Origin of the sequence: uncultured Veillonella sp. (assembly GCF_963551295.1) — a bacterium.
GTDB lineage: Bacteria > Bacillota > Negativicutes > Veillonellales > Veillonellaceae > Veillonella.
The window spans coordinates 1-15,276 of sequence record NZ_CAUVFT010000010.1 but is presented as its reverse complement, the minus strand read 5'-3'; the positions used below and the strand labels follow the sequence as shown (position 1 = coordinate 15,276).

The window sequence follows — 15,276 nt, the reverse complement described above, 5'->3', positions numbered from 1 at the left end:
TTACAATTAAATACTTACCATAACATAAAAGGAGCTACCTAGTAGCTCCTTTTACATTATGCCAATTTTCTTTATGTCAAATTAAGTATCCCTAAAATAAACTTTTGCTGTGTAAAGCCAGAAAAAGCCCCTCTAATGAGGGGCTTTGCTATATTAGGAAAGCATGTTCACTACTTTCACCAATCATATTCTATTACACTTCAGGGAATAAAGCTGTAGATAAGTAGCGTTCGCCTGTATCAGGGAGAATTACTACAATATTTTTACCTTTATTTTCAGGGCGTTTTGCCAATTCTTGAGCCGCCCAAAGCGCAGCACCAGAGGAAATACCTACCAATACGCCTTCTGTGTGACCAAAAGCTTGAGATGTAGCAAAAGCATCCTCGTTAGAAACTTGGATTACTTCATCGTAAATGTTAGTATCCAATGTATCTGGAATGAAGCCAGCACCTAAGCCTTGGATTTTATGAGGGCCTGGTTTACCATTAGATAATACAGGAGAATCTGCTGGTTCTACGGCAACCACATGTACATCAGGGTTTTGTTCTTTTAAGTAACGACCTGCACCTGTCAACGTACCGCCTGTACCAACACCAGATACGTAGATATCTACGGTACCATCAGTATCTTGCCAGATTTCAGGGCCAGTTGTTCTGTAGTGAATTGCAGGATTAGCTTGATTTACGAACTGACCTGCTTCAATAGCACCAGCTGTAGCCGTTACGATTTCCTTAGCTTTTGCAATAGCGCCTTTCATACCAAGAGAACCGTCAGTCAATACGAGCTGAGCGCCATAACCAAGCATTAATTTACGGCGTTCAATGGACATTGTTTCAGGCATTACGATTACAACTTTATAGCCAAGCGCAGCACCTACAGCAGATAAGCCAATACCTGTATTACCAGATGTAGCTTCTACAATTGTACCACCTGGTTGTAATTCACCAGACTCAACAGCCGCTTGAATGATTGCTGCTGCGATACGATCTTTTACAGATCCACCTGGGTTAAAGTATTCCAATTTAGCAAAAATATTTGCTTCTGCACCAAATTTAGCACCAAAACGTGTAGCTGCCAATAATGGTGTTTTACCGATTAATTCAACAAAAGATTTAGCAATTTTAGACATAGTGGTCACTCCTTAATTAAATAGAACCATCCCAATTATCATATTTTGTATCAAGTTTAGCGTAAGTCCCATCAATTACATCTTGTAGGGTTACGTTTTCTAAATAATCATGAATATAGTTTTGTAAGCCTGCCCAGAAACCAACGGTGCGTTCGTTGATTACTGTATCAGTACTCACCCCTTCATCAAGAGTAGATATGATAGCCATCGATTCCTCAGTAGCAAGCAATATTTCAATAATTGTGTACTCCTTAGGGTTTTTAGACAATCGATATCCGCCATATTTACCGCGGATACTATCCACTAGGTTAGCAGCGCCTAAACGAGCTACGATACCTTCTAGGTATTTTTCAGATATGCCTTGTCGTTCTGCCACAGATCGCAAGGAAACTGGTTTATCTTGACCTTGCTCTGCCAAATCGATGAGAACCATCAATGCATAACGACCTTTTGTGGAAATCCTCATATATCTTGCCTTTCTTTGTAAACGTTAGTGTTAAACACACCCATATTAAAAAGTGCTTATATTATATTTATAAAGCTATTTATAAAACCTTTCATATTAATAGGAATTAATTTCATTATAGACCACTCACTATAAAAATGCAAGAACTTATTTCCTACTTTTATAAAGGGATATTAACAACACAAAAGGACCAGCCCGAAGGCCAGTCCTTTTGCGTATAGTTTGTAGTTTGTTATATGAGGTTTACCATGATGAATTGGAGAGGGTTCATCTGGTATTGGGACTTACCGTATCGTCAGGAAAACGATGCGCGCCCGTGTTTATGTCATTTGAGGAGTTGTCTAGATTACTCTAGCATTTAAGTATAAGTTTCTTAATTAGATTTTACCTACAAGATCAAGACCTGGTTTCAAAGTGTCTTTACCTGGTTTCCAACGTGCAGGGCACACTTGATCGCCATGTTTAGCTACGAATTGAGCAGCTTGTACTTTACGAACCAATTCTTCAGCGGAACGGCCGATACCCATATCATGAATTTCTGCTGTACGCACGAAGCCTTCTGGATCTACTACGAATGTACCACGGTAAGCCATAGCAGATTCTTCTTGGAATACATCGAAGAAATCAGCCAATTCATGTTTTTTGTCAGCTAACATGTAATACTCGATCTTATTGATGCTTGGAGAAGCATCAGACCATGCTTTGTGAACGAATTCGGAATCACAAGATACGGAGTAAACTTCGCAACCCAATTCTTTCAACTCTGCATAGGAGTTTTGTACGTCTTCCAACTCAGTAGGGCATACGAATGTGAAGTCTGCTGGATAGAATACGAATACAGACCATTTACCCAACACGTCTGCAGTGCTAACTTTTACCAATTCAGGTTTTTTGAAAGCATCAAGTGTAAATTCAGGAAGTTGTTTACCAATAATAGACATGTTATGTCCTCCTTATTTGAGTTCCATATTTAACGAATATATTTACATTGGTGTACTTAGCACCATATTTATATCTATCTTTGTCTATATAATAACAAATATCATTCAATATTGCAAGCGTTATTTTTAAATTTATCGATATATTTTTCCAAATTTTTTCGATGTAAGCAAAAAAAGAAGAAAGATGCTCATTTCTGAGCATCTTTCTTCTTTTATGTACTACTATTTTTTAAGTTCTAAGATTGCATCTACGAAACCACGGAATAATGGGTGTGCATTATTTGGACGAGACTTAAGTTCTGGATGTGCTTGTGTACCAATGAAGAATGGATGATTTTTTACTTCAATACTTTCAACAAGACGGCCATCTGGAGATGTACCGGAAATCACAAGACCTGCATCGGTCAATTGTTGACGGTATTCATTGTTGAACTCATAGCGATGACGATGACGTTCATAAATCAAATCTTCCCCATAAGCTTCGTGAGTTTTCGTACCGGCTTCCACTTTGCATGGATAGATACCTAGGCGCATTGTACCGCCTTTTTTATCTACATCAACTTGATCACTCATCAAGTCAATTACTTTGTATTTAGCATTTTCATCGAATTCGCTAGAGGTTGCTCCTTCCATGCCACATACGTTACGAGCAAATTCCATTACTGCAGATTGCATGCCAAGGCATAGACCAAGATATGGAATATTGTTTTCACGAGCGTATTGGATTGTGCGGATTTTACCTTCTACACCACGGGAACCAAAGCCACCAGGCACGATGATACCTTCAACACCTTCAAATACCTCTTTAGGATCTACAGATGTATCATCAAGTTCTTCAGAGTCAATCCAACGAATATTCACTTTAGTACCCGTAGCAATACCAGCATGATCTAGAGCTTCAACTACGGATAAATACGCATCATGCAACGCTACATATTTACCAACAATAGCAACTGTAATATCTTTATTAGGATTCAAGATCTTATGAACCATTTCTTTCCATGCAGTCATATCACATGGACGATCTTCAAGACCTAACTTTTTGATAACAATATCGTCAAGACCTTGATCTTGCATCATCAATGGCACTTCATAGATAGAGCTACAAGTTTGATTTTCAATAACTGCTTCAGGTTCTACGTCGCAGAACAAAGCAAGTTTCTCTTTCATATCATCAGAGATATGTTTCTCACTACGACATACCAAAATATCTGGTTGAATACCAATGCTACGCAATTCTTTTACACTATGTTGTGTAGGTTTTGTTTTCAACTCGCCTGCGGCATTGATGTAAGGCACCAACGTAACGTGAATGTAAAGTACATCGTTACGACCTACTTCTTTTTTCACCTGGCGAATAGCTTCCATAAATGGCAAGCTTTCAATATCACCTACAGTACCCCCGATTTCAGTGATAACTACATCAGCATTATCCTCTTTACCTACACGGTAAACATTTTGTTTAATTTCATTTGTAATATGTGGAATTACTTGTACAGTGCTACCTAGGTAATCACCTTTGCGTTCTTTATTGATTACAGACCAATATACTTTACCAGCTGTAATATTGGAACGTTTACTAAGGTTAATATCGATAAAGCGTTCATAATGGCCCAAATCAAGGTCAGTTTCAGCGCCGTCATCTGTTACAAATACTTCACCATGTTGGTAAGGGCTCATCGTACCCGGATCGATATTAATGTATGGGTCAAATTTTTGAATCGTTACATTGAAACCGCGGTTTTTTAGTAAACGCCCCAAAGATGCTGCTGTAATTCCCTTCCCAAGAGAAGAAACAACGCCGCCAGTTACGAAAATATACTTAGTTGCCATGATGCCTCCCACCTATTACATTTTTTCCGGAGCGGAAATACCTAAAATACCCAAGCCTTGACGAAGAACGAGGGCAATCGCTGTAATTAATCCAAGACGAGCTTGTTGTAATGCTGGATCTACGCCAATGATACGACCTTGACGGTAGAATGAATGGAACATACTTGCCAAATCGTATAGATAACGAGCAATACGATGAGGTGCACGATGTTCAGCAGCTTGAACGACCTCTTCCGGATATTCAGCTAATTTCTTAATTAATTCTAATTCCATTTCACTTGTAAGTGTTGTGAAATCAGTTTCACTATAATCGCCAAATGCGATGCCAACTTCACGCACTTGGTTGTAAATGCTGTGAATACGAGCATGAGCATATTGGATATAATACACTGGGTTGTCATTACTGCGAGATTTTGCCAAGTTAATATCGAAATCAAGTTGGCTGTCTAAGGAACGCATCAAGAAGAAATAGCGAGACGCATCTACGCCAACCTCTTCAATCAATTCATCTAATGTAACGCTATCACCACTACGTTTAGACAATTTAACAAGTTGTCCGTCACGGAACAATGCTACCATTTGTAATAGCAATACTGTTAATTTATCAGGGTCATAACCAAACGCCGCCATAGCCGCTTTTACACGACATACATAGCCATGATGGTCAGCGCCCCAAATATCAATCATCTCTTTGAAACCACGGTCATATTTATTGCGATGATATGCAATATCTGCCGCCAAATACGTAGGAACCCCATTATCACGAATAACTACGCGGTCTTTATCATCACCATAATCAGTAGATTTTAACCATAAAGCACCGTTTTTTTCATAAACTTTGCCAAGGGCCTTTAATGCCTCTACGGAATGATGAATCTCATCAGTTTCATGAACTGTACGTTCAGAGAACCAGTTATCGAACGTAACGCGGAAGTTTCTTAATGTTTCCTCTAAGCGAGCTAATTTTTCTTTTAAGCCCTCTTCCTTAAACAAGGCTACACGATCTACTTCGTTCATAGCATTTAATTTATCAAAGCCTTCGCGTTCTGCAATCGCTTTCGCTGTTTCAATAATATCTGGGCCACGATAGCCATTTTCAGGGAACACTAAAGCCCCTTCTGGAATATCAAACTCAGGCATAGAACCGTCTTCATTGCGTTTAGGTGGGAATACTAATGTAGCACCTTGTAACTCTTGGAAACGGTACTCAATGGAAATAGCCATGTTGTCGATTTGATTACCTGCATCATTGATATAGTACTCGGATTGTACATTATAACCCGCTGCACGTAACAAGTTTACAAGAGCACTACCGTACGCAGCACCGCGACCATGACCTACGTGCAATGGTCCTGTAGGGTTTGCACTTACGTACTCTACTTGAATCGTATCGCGCGCACGCAATGGTTGAACACCATACTCAATACTAGCATTCAAAATGGCTTTTAACGTATCGTACACCATATCAGATTTCAAAAAGAAATTAATAAAACCTGCGCCGGCAACCTCAGTACGTTCAAGCCAATCAAAGTTCATATGGCTAATCAAAGCTTCAGCAATAGCTCGAGGATTTTGACGAGCTACACGAGCGGATTGCATAGCGATGTTTGTAGAAAAATCACCGAATTCCTTTTGAGGTGGCACTTCGAGAACGATTTCTGGATATTCCCCAGCCGGCAAATCACCGCTGTTAATCGTATCTTGTAATGCCTGTTCAATCCCCGATTTCAGGATTTCCTTCATGTCCATGCTCTATATCCTCCCGCACGTCTATATCTAACTGATTATAAAATTGCCATTCACCTTCAACGGAAATATCATATCCTAAATGAACATGACCTACGCCATCATGAAAGTCTACTGTTAATTCATGAGTATTTACAGCCATATGTAAATCACCATATGGTGTTTCATATACGGCTTCGCGTTCTTCACCACGGACGTATTGATGACGCATATTGACAGCCCCTGTTCGAAGCAACACGATAGAATCATCATGGATTTTAATGGTCGTCTTAACCCCATCCAATCCAGTCACACTAGATTCTTCATAACGCACATATTGAGCACTACCCTTTTCATGTGACGTACCTGGGGAAATCAGTTCCACTACGGTATCCTTGCCATCCATATCTCGTTGTACACTCTTTACGGACACTAGAACCCGCTTCATTTTTAACCTCCATGGTAGTAATTAATCATCATATTATACCATAATCAAGGACTATTTTGCACCCTTAATGAGTCCCAATTTCTTAGTCTTCGTCATCTGTTTAATAGCACATTCTCTGCGTTGTGCTTCTTGTTTTTGATGAAAGCTTTCAGAATATACTAAGGTCACAGGACGACGTCCTCGCGTATACTTTGCACCACCTGAGATATGTCCATTATGAGCATCTATTCGACGTTTAAGATCTGTAGTCCATCCACAATACAAAGAATCATCTGCACATCGCACCAAGTACACATAGTGCCGTTCTTCAGACTTAGCATCCTTATTTGCCATTTTTCGCATCATCAGTGATTGGTTCCAATGTGATAGAATTGATAATTACAGGTTCAACTGGTTTATCATTGCGGCCAGTCTTAACCTTGCCAATTTTTTCAACTACATCCATACCTTGTACTACAGTACCAAAGATGGTGTGTTTATTATCTAACCAATCCGTAGGACCTAAGGTAATGAAAAATTGAGAGCCTCCTGTATTAGGGCCACGGTTTGCCATGGCAAGAACGCCCATTTTATTGAAATGTAAATCATTGGAGAATTCATCAGGAATTGTATAGCCCGGTCCACCAGCACCTGTGCCATCAGGATCTCCACCTTGAATCATAAAGCCTTCGATTACACGGTGGAATGTAACACCGTTATAGAAGCCTTTTTTAACAAGATAGTCAAAGTTTTTAACCGTAATCGGAGCTTTAGAGCCTAACAAACGAACCTTAAACTGACCATAATTTGTATCAAAAATAGCATATTCATCTGTAATCGGCGCATTCGTAAAATTAGGCATCGCCACGGTTTCTGCTTTCACAGTATTACCTTGTGGTTGCTCCCCACTTTTTGTACCACATGCTGTTGTACCAAGTACTGTAATCCCCAACATTGCGCATAAAGCCAAGCGTTTCCAGTTCATATGTCCCCCAAAATACTAATATTATATTTAACTAAATGTAGATTTAAAATTTACATAGAAAAACCGCTCAACCCATGAGCGGCTCTTTTTTAGTATATCATATTATGGCGCTATTGAGATTAAAAATATAAAAAAATAATATAACAACAAAAAACAGAGCTTCAAAGGAGCTCTGTTTTTGTAGGCCTCAACTAATCACTTAGTTAATTTGATTATTTAGAGTCAAATTGGTCTGGAGTTGTATTATTATAAGACTCAATATAATTATTGAAATTCTCAATCATTTCGTTAAGATTATTTTCATTTGCATCAGTAAGTACTTGACGTACAGAACCAACTACAGAGTTATAAGAGTTAACAAGCACTTCTCCACGATCATTATTTATGCTCTTAAGCAATGTTTGAATTTCATTAAGTTCTTTTTCTACAGCTTGTTTGTCTGCATTTTTAGGAGCTTTTTCTACATTTTCTACAAGAGTAGTCAAGCGAAGCGTAGATTCCATTGCTGCTGCATAGCCTTTTTTACCGTCTTTTTTCAATTTTTCGATTTGTTTCTTAGTTTGTTCAGTGTTAGCTTTGTTAAGAGCATCATTGAACTTCGCATAAGCTGCATCAAATTTTTCTACTTGTGCTACGTATTTAGCTGCTAGTTCTTTACCTTTAGCACCACCATCGTTCATGTAGGCTTTAGAGTCATCATAAGCTTTCAAATCTTTGAATGTTGGTACTAATTCATTAAGAATATTTAATACATTATCGCGTTCTGTGTCAACTTCTTTAAATGTAGAACCTTCTTTTTTAGATTTTTCCAAAGCATCTTTTAAAGTATCATAGTGAGGTTGACGACCAATAGCACCTTCTTGGAAACCACCCTTTAATTTAGCCAAACTATCTGCATAGTTTTGACCCCAAGTTGCATTGTCACCATTGAAGCGATTTGTTGCATCAATAAGTGTATTAAGCTTAGCAGCTGCTTTCTCATCGCTACCGCCATCAACTACGGAGGATACTACGGAGCCAATGCCACCCGCTTTATCACTGCCGCAACCAGAAACAAATAAACCTGCTGTCAATGCCGCTACACAAAGTAAAGTTGAAAATAATCTGCGTTTATTGTTCATATCTTCTCTTCTCCTTTTAACACATGAATATTGAACTAAGCGCATTATACTAACTATACTACACCAATTCTGTAGCCACAGCTACAAAAATAAATCTTCATATAAACTTCACCTGGCTTAGGGGAATTAGCGATAATTAATCAATCCATTTAAAATGCTTACACGCATTATAAATGCCATCTTTATCACAGTCTGTAGTAATATAATCAGCCTTTGCCTTTAATTCAGGGCGCGCATTACCCATAGCAATATTTAGCCACTCAGGCCTAAACATAGACAGATCATTATACCCATCACCAAATACAACAGCTTGATTCGGCTTCATTCCAAAGTGTTCAAGCATATTACGAATACCCAACGCCTTTTCCATAGGCTCATATAGAACACAGCCATCACCATAACGAATGAGCTTATGTGTCATATGCTCGATATCTTTCTCCTCTTCCTCTCCTTCCTTGAAAAACACATAAATCTTATAAAATTCTTCAACACTATGAAAGTCAAAATTAGGGTCTACAGTTGTTTTAAATACATCCCAATTTGGATGCCACTCTAAAATTTCCTTATACGGTGTAATACGACCGAGTTTATTACGGTCAGTTACGGCCCAAGGAATATTATGTGATTCTAAATACTCTAAATATTTAATACATGCATCACGATCCATACCTATCATGGATACCAATTCATTATTAACAGTGATACTGTGACCACCATCTGCTACGAAATCAGTAAGGCCTGCTTGCTCTGCGAAACGCTTAGCATCCACTTGAATACGACCAGTTGCTAAGGCTACACGGTGACCACGACGCTTTAACTCATCTAAACTGTATTGAGCACTTTCAGGGATTTTACCTTCAGGCCATACAGCTAAGGTATTATCGATATCGAAAAAGAAAAACTTCTGCTCCACAGGCCCTCCTAATCACGTCCACTCATCAGCTTAAACCGCTCTTTTTGTTTTACATCTGGATATTTTTCATGGTCCACATCACTCAAAAACATATCTAGTGGTCGTACATATAAGTCACGTTGATCATATAATTTTTGATATACCACGAACTGTTCACTCGTTTCCGAATGAGTTGCAACATCTAACACGTAATAGTACATGCCTTTAAAATGACGATATAAGCCACCCTTTACAATTTCTTGCATTTATAACCTCATCACATAACATACACAAATAGTTACAAACCATATTAATCAAGAGATTCCATATATTGAATAGCCTTAGTCAACATATCTGCTGTAATTTTATATGGAGATACATCAATATCATGAACAGATGTAGCCTTTTCAACAATTTGAGGAATATGCGATGCAGTAAGATCTAATTGTGAAAGTTTAGTAGGCCAACCTAATTCGCGATATACTGGCAACCACCGTTGTAACTCATCCATTTGTTGGTCAACGGTTAACAAAATAAGTAAGCCATAAGCTACTATTTCACCATGCAAATGATTTTCTTCTGTTTCTTTATTAGTAACACAGCCATAACATACAGCATGAGCCATGTTGCTATTATATGCCATAGGAACACAACCTGATACAACACCGGTAGTAAAGATAACAGTCATAGCAATGGTATCAAAGGCATCACTACGTTTATTAGCTTGACTATCTTTATAGGCTTGTATACCATGTGCTAAAATTGGTTCACTACACATAGAAGCTAGAGTAAGGCCTAACTGAGTATTATAGTCTTGCTCGCGATTGCGAGCAGAAAGATGAGTTTCATAGTGTTTTGCAATAGTATCTCCCATTCCTGCCCACAAGTAACGGCTTGGTGCTTCTACGAGAATATCAGCATCAATAAAGCAGTGCACAGGAGGATGATTTACAAAAGCTACGTCATCAAAAGTATGATCTGCCGTGTATACAGCTGCCACTTCTGACGTTGCCGCACAAGTAGATGCAATGGTTGGAATTGTAAAGAATGGTTTATCATCTAACTCTATAGCTACTACTTTTACTGTATCCATGGCCTTACCACCACCAACAGCAAACAAAAAGTCCGCATCTTTTACAGATGCCATTTGTGCAATTTCCTTGCCTCGAGCAAAAGTACATTCTCCACCAAAGTGGATAATATCTAGCACCTTAATCCCCGCTTTATCAAGCACTGGACGAATGTGTGGCAAAGCTTTAGAAAGAGCTGTTTCGCCACCGATGATAGCTACAGACTTGCCATATAATTTTGTAAACTTTGGAATAGCGTCAAATACATCATGACCTCCAAAACTATAACTAGGTAAACAATGAGTACTACGCATAAAATTTCCTTCCTTCTTTTATCATTTATATCCTTATTAATCCTTATTATAGAAACTTCTACACACAAAATCAATTTTATATGACAACAATCAAAACATAAAAAGGCTCTATACTCTCACAAAATGAAAGCATAGAGCCTTTATCTTTATTACTTATTATCGGAAGCAAGACCTTTATGGATAAGACCCACAACAAAGCCTAATACCGCAAAGCTTACCCAGCCCATACCGGCACTTTGGAATGGAATATATTGAGCAAAGAGCTGTTCCAAAGCTATAGGTGCAATACCTGCAGTCTCAAGACCAGTCATAAGAGCAGAGATCATTGTGAACGCTACAGTCCATGCATATACGCAACGACGACCACCGAACACATTATGAAGAAGCGCCAACAAAATAATTACGATAGTCAACGGATACAAGAGCATCAACACAGGGATTGCTGCACTGATGATTGTTTTCAAGCCAAACATACTAAGGCCAAAGGCCGCTAGAGAGAAAATTACTACATATAATTTGTAGCTAATCTTTGGTGTCAGCTTGTGGAAATACGTACCGCAAGAAGTGATAAGACCAATGCTTGTAGACAAGCAAGCTAGCAGAACGATGATAGCCAAGATAATTTGACCGAACTCACCAAACAAATAGTTAGCACTTACGGACAATACAGGAGCCCCTGTCTCGAACAAACCAAAACGTTCAACACTTGTAGCACCAATATTAGCGATAAATACATACACGATACCAAGAAGGCCTACTGCAATTGCCCCTACCTCCATTACTGTTTTTGTAATCACAGCACGAGAGGTAGCCCCACTAAGGCGTACAAAATCGATTACAAGAATAGCAAACACTACGGAAGCTAAGGCGTCCATTGTATTATAGCCATCTAGGAAGCCTTGTAATACAGCCGTTGGTGCATCACCATATGCCGGTTGTGGCACCGCATAACCACCAAGCGGAGTAATAAAGGATTTAACAATTAACAACAGAATTACAAGTAGTAAAGCTGGTGTCAAAATATTACCGATACGGTTAACAAGCTTTTGTGGACTAATAGATAACCACAAAGAAATACCAAAGAATAATGCCAAGAAAATTGGTTCCATATTCATGCTTAAACCTTCAGCAAAAGGTTTAATTGCGATTTCATAAGCTACAGTACCAGTACGCGGCGTCGCAAACATTGGACCAATACTCAAGTATAAAGAAATTGTGTACAACAAGCCATAAATCGGATGAACACGACTTGCAAGTTCTTCAACATCTTTACAGGAAGAGTAACCCATAGCTGCAACCCCTAAGAGTGGAAGGCCTACACCAGTTAATACGAAACCAAGCAATGCCCAACCGACATTATCACCAGCTTGTTGACCTAAGGCCGCTGGGAAGATCAAGTTCCCTGCCCCAAAGAATAGGGCAAATAACATCATGCCTATAGCCAGATAAGCACGGGTCGACAGATTGTCGTTACCATTCATAAATGTAACCCCCTTTAGGTTATATAAAAATAATATTACTATTATAATCTAAAGGGGCTAGGGTATACAAGAAAAATATCCTCACTATTCTATATCCGTATAATGTTATTCCCATAAGTAAAAGAATTTAATTTTTAAATATAGCTGTAAAAGCATGTGACATCACACATCTTATACATATTCGTTCATCATATGATAATAAACTATTATCTATGAAAAGTTTCTTATATGAACTTGCACATCATAGAAGGTACTACCCCACCCTTGATCTGTGGGACGAGCTGCGGTAAGCGCGTTGATTGCCACGTGAGGATCACTCGATTGAGATTGCCACCATACACCTAGTGTTACCAATGTCCCTCTCTGTACTTCATCGTCGTAGTATGCCTTAATTTTTACACTGCCACGATCGTTATAGATTTCTACCTCAGCACCATCGTTTATATTATACATTTTTGCATCTTCTGGATGGATGCGAAGTTTCATCAACTCAGGATCATTAAATTCTAATTCGCAGAAGCTAGAGTCCAAAATTCGAATATCATTACCATTTATAAGCCAAAACGGTGCATTATCACCATATGGAGGCATATACCGAATTAATGGTTCTACATCCTGCGGATTATATAATTCAATTTTTCCAGACGGTGTTTTGAAATCCATCTTATAACTTTCAGGTACCGTCATCTCCACAGGCTCACCGTTTAAAATCAACTCTTGGTCCCTCTTGGATATACGACTCGAAGTCCGCACAATTTGTTCAATAAGATCTTTTTCACTAAGGTCAAAAAAATCATCCTCCAACCCCATGCGTTTTGCTAACTCAGCAATAACTTGCCAGTTGGAACGAGATTCACCGATTGGCTCAATCAATTTGTAACCCGTTCCAATTGTGTAATGACCATAAGAATTATAAATATCATCATGCTCCACAGATGTTGTGGCTGGTAAAATAATATCAGCATACTTACAAGTATCCGTAAAGAAACGCTCATGTACCACAGTGAATAAGTCATCGCGCATCAACCCTCTACGTACAACATTCTGGTCAGGAGCTGTGATAGCCGGATTTGAAGAGAAGATATATAAACTATGAACTTTAGTTCCTTCAGGGTTTGTAAGCATTTCACCCAGTTTAATCATCGGCATCAATCGTTTAGCTGGCGCATGAACATGAGCCTGTTGCATCACTTCTTTACCAACAAATTTACTACCACTTGCACTCGATAGTAATCCTCCTCCAAGATGTTGCCACGCCCCAACCACTGCAGGTAAAGCATTAATAGCACGGCATGTCATAGCACCATTGCCATATCGAGATAGTCCACTGCCGAGACGGATAAACGGCGCTTTTGACTTTGCGTAAGCATGAGCAAACTCAGTCATACGCTCCACGGAAACACCGCAAATTTCAGACGCTTTCTCCGGCGTAAACTCAAGCAATACATCTTTTACTAGCTCATCGTAGCCTTGGACATGTTGCTTGATAAAATCTATATCTGCTAAGCCGTCACGATGAATGATATGGAGAATACCTAATACTAGTGCCCCATCACTTCCTGGTTTAACAATAATATGTTCATGAGCTTGGCTAAAAGTATAAGTTTTATGAGTGTCGATAATCCAAACGCGAGCACCCTTTTTTTTCGCAATGTTCACATCATGTAAAATATGAACATCTGTGGCTGTCGCATTTATGCCCCACAAGACGATACAGTCGCTATGCTGCGCCTCTTGTGGTTTGATCGCTAAGGTATCACCGTAAACAGAGCGGAACCCCGCTTGTTTAGCAGGAGAGCAAATACCTCGATCTTGGTCTGTAGCACCAATACGGCGAAAAAAATAATCTGCTGCAGGACTCTGAATAACCCCCATTGTTCCTGCATAAGAGTAACGCAAAATACTTTCACTGCCATAAGTATCAATAGTTTCTTTGAAATTATTGACAATTGCATCAAGGGCTTCATCCCAACTAATACGAGTGTACTGATCTTCACCAATCCCCTTTTTACCGACACGCTTCATAGGGTACTTCAAGCGCAACGGAGAATGGATTACTTTTTCATAATGTGCCATCTTAGGGCATAGCGTACCTCTTGTGAAAGCATGTGTTCTATCCCCTCGAACAGATATTACTTTATTATTATCGACTGATACAATGAGTCCGCATGCATCAGGACAATCGTAAGGGCATACAGATTTATATTCTTTCATGATAAGCACCTCGCTTATAAATTGTACAAACTATAGGATGTATATTTATATTATAGTATAGTATCGCTTGTATAAGTATAACCTTTTACACATCTTCTGATTCTAAGAGGTTTTAGAACTAATTATTTTTTGTATATCAATGCATTCGATTATCACATTACATTTATGACCTCATCACTTATTTTTATATGAGTAACTGAACATTTCAAGTTTTATCGATATCTATCTATTATCATTCTTTCCGACCCCCTAAACAGATATACTAATAAGTTCTATAAAAATACCAAAATTCTTCAAAAAAATCATGCAATCATTACTAAAAGTCATAACCATATAGTTTTAGGTATAATCAGACATTTTAATAGTGTCGTATAGATTATGTGACAAAAATCACCGGTACGTATGCATATTTAGTAATGTCGTTCAGACTGTAAGACTATTCAATCTCACTTGTTTCTGTGCTATACTGACAGTGTCATTTGAGAGGATATAGAACTCACAAGAAATCATTTTGAATTCATGGTTATCTAATGTGAAGTAGCTATATCAGGTACATATTTTCTGAAAAGAGGTTTTAACGATGGCAGACGCAAAAAACACTGTGTTATTCCCTTATGAAACACTAAAAAAATTGAGCATGGACGCTTTCCAAAAATTTGGTTTCTCCGAAAAAGAAGC

The 15,276-nt window shown here is 38.6% G+C and carries 14 protein-coding genes; all 14 read right to left on the bottom strand.

The features are described from left to right. Positions 1-193: 193 nt before the first annotated feature. The 14 genes from cysK to RYO55_RS04005 all read right to left on the bottom strand — a co-directional run bounded on the left by cysK (position 194) and on the right by RYO55_RS04005 (position 14,598). The gene (gene cysK, locus RYO55_RS04070) at positions 194-1,129 is read right to left on the bottom strand and encodes a cysteine synthase A (RefSeq protein ID WP_278457218.1); all 936 of its coding nucleotides are present in this window, start codon (positions 1,127-1,129) and stop codon (positions 194-196) included. 16 nt (positions 1,130-1,145) lie between these two features. Then, entirely contained in the window at positions 1,146-1,595 is a 450-nt protein-coding gene (locus tag RYO55_RS04065) for an Rrf2 family transcriptional regulator (RefSeq protein ID WP_278457220.1), read from the bottom strand. A 377-nt stretch (positions 1,596-1,972) separates the two neighbouring features. Then, complete coding sequence (gene ahpC / locus RYO55_RS04060) at positions 1,973-2,536, bottom strand: alkyl hydroperoxide reductase subunit C (protein ID WP_004695016.1); 564 nt, start codon at positions 2,534-2,536, stop codon at positions 1,973-1,975. A 222-nt stretch (positions 2,537-2,758) separates the two neighbouring features. Further along, positions 2,759-4,369, bottom strand: coding sequence for a CTP synthase (locus RYO55_RS04055; RefSeq protein WP_004695015.1), 1,611 nt, complete (start codon positions 4,367-4,369; stop codon positions 2,759-2,761). A gap of 15 nt (positions 4,370-4,384) precedes the next feature. Continuing rightward, positions 4,385-6,118 carry an arginine--tRNA ligase gene (gene argS / locus RYO55_RS04050; protein ID WP_314984249.1) on the bottom strand — a complete coding sequence of 578 codons (1,734 nt, stop codon included), beginning with the start codon at positions 6,116-6,118 and terminating at the stop codon, positions 4,385-4,387. Further along, positions 6,084-6,542, bottom strand: a complete 459-nt coding sequence (locus RYO55_RS04045) for a DUF1934 domain-containing protein (protein WP_278457226.1) — start codon at positions 6,540-6,542, stop codon at positions 6,084-6,086. The genes argS and RYO55_RS04045 overlap by 35 nt, the downstream gene beginning before the upstream one ends. Before the next feature lie 51 nt (positions 6,543-6,593). Further along, entirely contained in the window at positions 6,594-6,875 is a 282-nt protein-coding gene (locus RYO55_RS04040) for a GIY-YIG nuclease family protein (protein WP_278457227.1), read from the bottom strand. Beyond that, positions 6,865-7,506 carry a peptidylprolyl isomerase gene (locus RYO55_RS04035; RefSeq protein WP_314984248.1) on the bottom strand — a complete coding sequence of 214 codons (642 nt, stop codon included), beginning with the start codon at positions 7,504-7,506 and terminating at the stop codon, positions 6,865-6,867. Before RYO55_RS04035 ends, RYO55_RS04040 begins: the two co-directional genes overlap by 11 nt. A 212-nt stretch (positions 7,507-7,718) precedes the next feature. Then, positions 7,719-8,627, bottom strand: coding sequence for a DUF3829 domain-containing protein (locus tag RYO55_RS04030; RefSeq protein ID WP_278457230.1), 909 nt, complete (start codon positions 8,625-8,627; stop codon positions 7,719-7,721). Positions 8,628-8,763: 136 nt separating this feature from the next. Then, positions 8,764-9,540: an HAD family hydrolase gene (locus RYO55_RS04025; protein WP_004695003.1), complete on the bottom strand. Its 777-nt coding sequence runs from the start codon at positions 9,538-9,540 to the stop codon at positions 8,764-8,766. A gap of 8 nt (positions 9,541-9,548) precedes the next feature. Beyond that, positions 9,549-9,785, bottom strand: a complete 237-nt coding sequence (locus RYO55_RS04020) for a DUF1653 domain-containing protein (RefSeq protein WP_004698254.1) — start codon at positions 9,783-9,785, stop codon at positions 9,549-9,551. 44 nt (positions 9,786-9,829) lie between these two features. After that, positions 9,830-10,903, bottom strand: a complete 1,074-nt coding sequence (locus RYO55_RS04015) for an iron-containing alcohol dehydrogenase family protein (RefSeq protein WP_004694993.1) — start codon at positions 10,901-10,903, stop codon at positions 9,830-9,832. 149 nt (positions 10,904-11,052) lie between these two features. Next, positions 11,053-12,384: a branched-chain amino acid transport system II carrier protein gene (gene brnQ, locus RYO55_RS04010; RefSeq protein ID WP_278457232.1), complete on the bottom strand. Its 1,332-nt coding sequence runs from the start codon at positions 12,382-12,384 to the stop codon at positions 11,053-11,055. A gap of 210 nt (positions 12,385-12,594) precedes the next feature. Then, positions 12,595-14,598 carry a molybdopterin-dependent oxidoreductase gene (locus RYO55_RS04005; RefSeq protein ID WP_314984246.1) on the bottom strand — a complete coding sequence of 668 codons (2,004 nt, stop codon included), beginning with the start codon at positions 14,596-14,598 and terminating at the stop codon, positions 12,595-12,597. Positions 14,599-15,276 lie beyond the last annotated feature (678 nt).

Bases quoted from the DNA above. Each gene is read 5' to 3' on its own strand.
- ahpC (WP_004695016.1), bottom strand. From the start codon at position 2,536: ATGTCTATTATTGGTAAACAACTTCCTGAATTTACACTTGATGCTTTC.
- RYO55_RS04020 (WP_004698254.1), bottom strand. From the start codon at position 9,785: ATGCAAGAAATTGTAAAGGGTGGCTTATATCGTCATTTTAAAGGCATG.
- cysK (WP_278457218.1), bottom strand. From the start codon at position 1,129: ATGTCTAAAATTGCTAAATCTTTTGTTGAATTAATCGGTAAAACACCA.
- argS (WP_314984249.1), bottom strand. From the start codon at position 6,118: ATGGACATGAAGGAAATCCTGAAATCGGGGATTGAACAGGCATTACAA.
- RYO55_RS04035 (WP_314984248.1), bottom strand. From the start codon at position 7,506: ATGAACTGGAAACGCTTGGCTTTATGCGCAATGTTGGGGATTACAGTA.
- RYO55_RS04055 (WP_004695015.1), bottom strand. From the start codon at position 4,369: ATGGCAACTAAGTATATTTTCGTAACTGGCGGCGTTGTTTCTTCTCTT.
- RYO55_RS04065 (WP_278457220.1), bottom strand. From the start codon at position 1,595: ATGAGGATTTCCACAAAAGGTCGTTATGCATTGATGGTTCTCATCGAT.
- RYO55_RS04040 (WP_278457227.1), bottom strand. From the start codon at position 6,875: ATGGCAAATAAGGATGCTAAGTCTGAAGAACGGCACTATGTGTACTTG.
- brnQ (WP_278457232.1), bottom strand. From the start codon at position 12,384: ATGAATGGTAACGACAATCTGTCGACCCGTGCTTATCTGGCTATAGGC.
- RYO55_RS04005 (WP_314984246.1), bottom strand. From the start codon at position 14,598: ATGAAAGAATATAAATCTGTATGCCCTTACGATTGTCCTGATGCATGC.
- RYO55_RS04045 (WP_278457226.1), bottom strand. From the start codon at position 6,542: ATGAAGCGGGTTCTAGTGTCCGTAAAGAGTGTACAACGAGATATGGAT.
- RYO55_RS04030 (WP_278457230.1), bottom strand. From the start codon at position 8,627: ATGAACAATAAACGCAGATTATTTTCAACTTTACTTTGTGTAGCGGCA.
- RYO55_RS04015 (WP_004694993.1), bottom strand. From the start codon at position 10,903: ATGCGTAGTACTCATTGTTTACCTAGTTATAGTTTTGGAGGTCATGAT.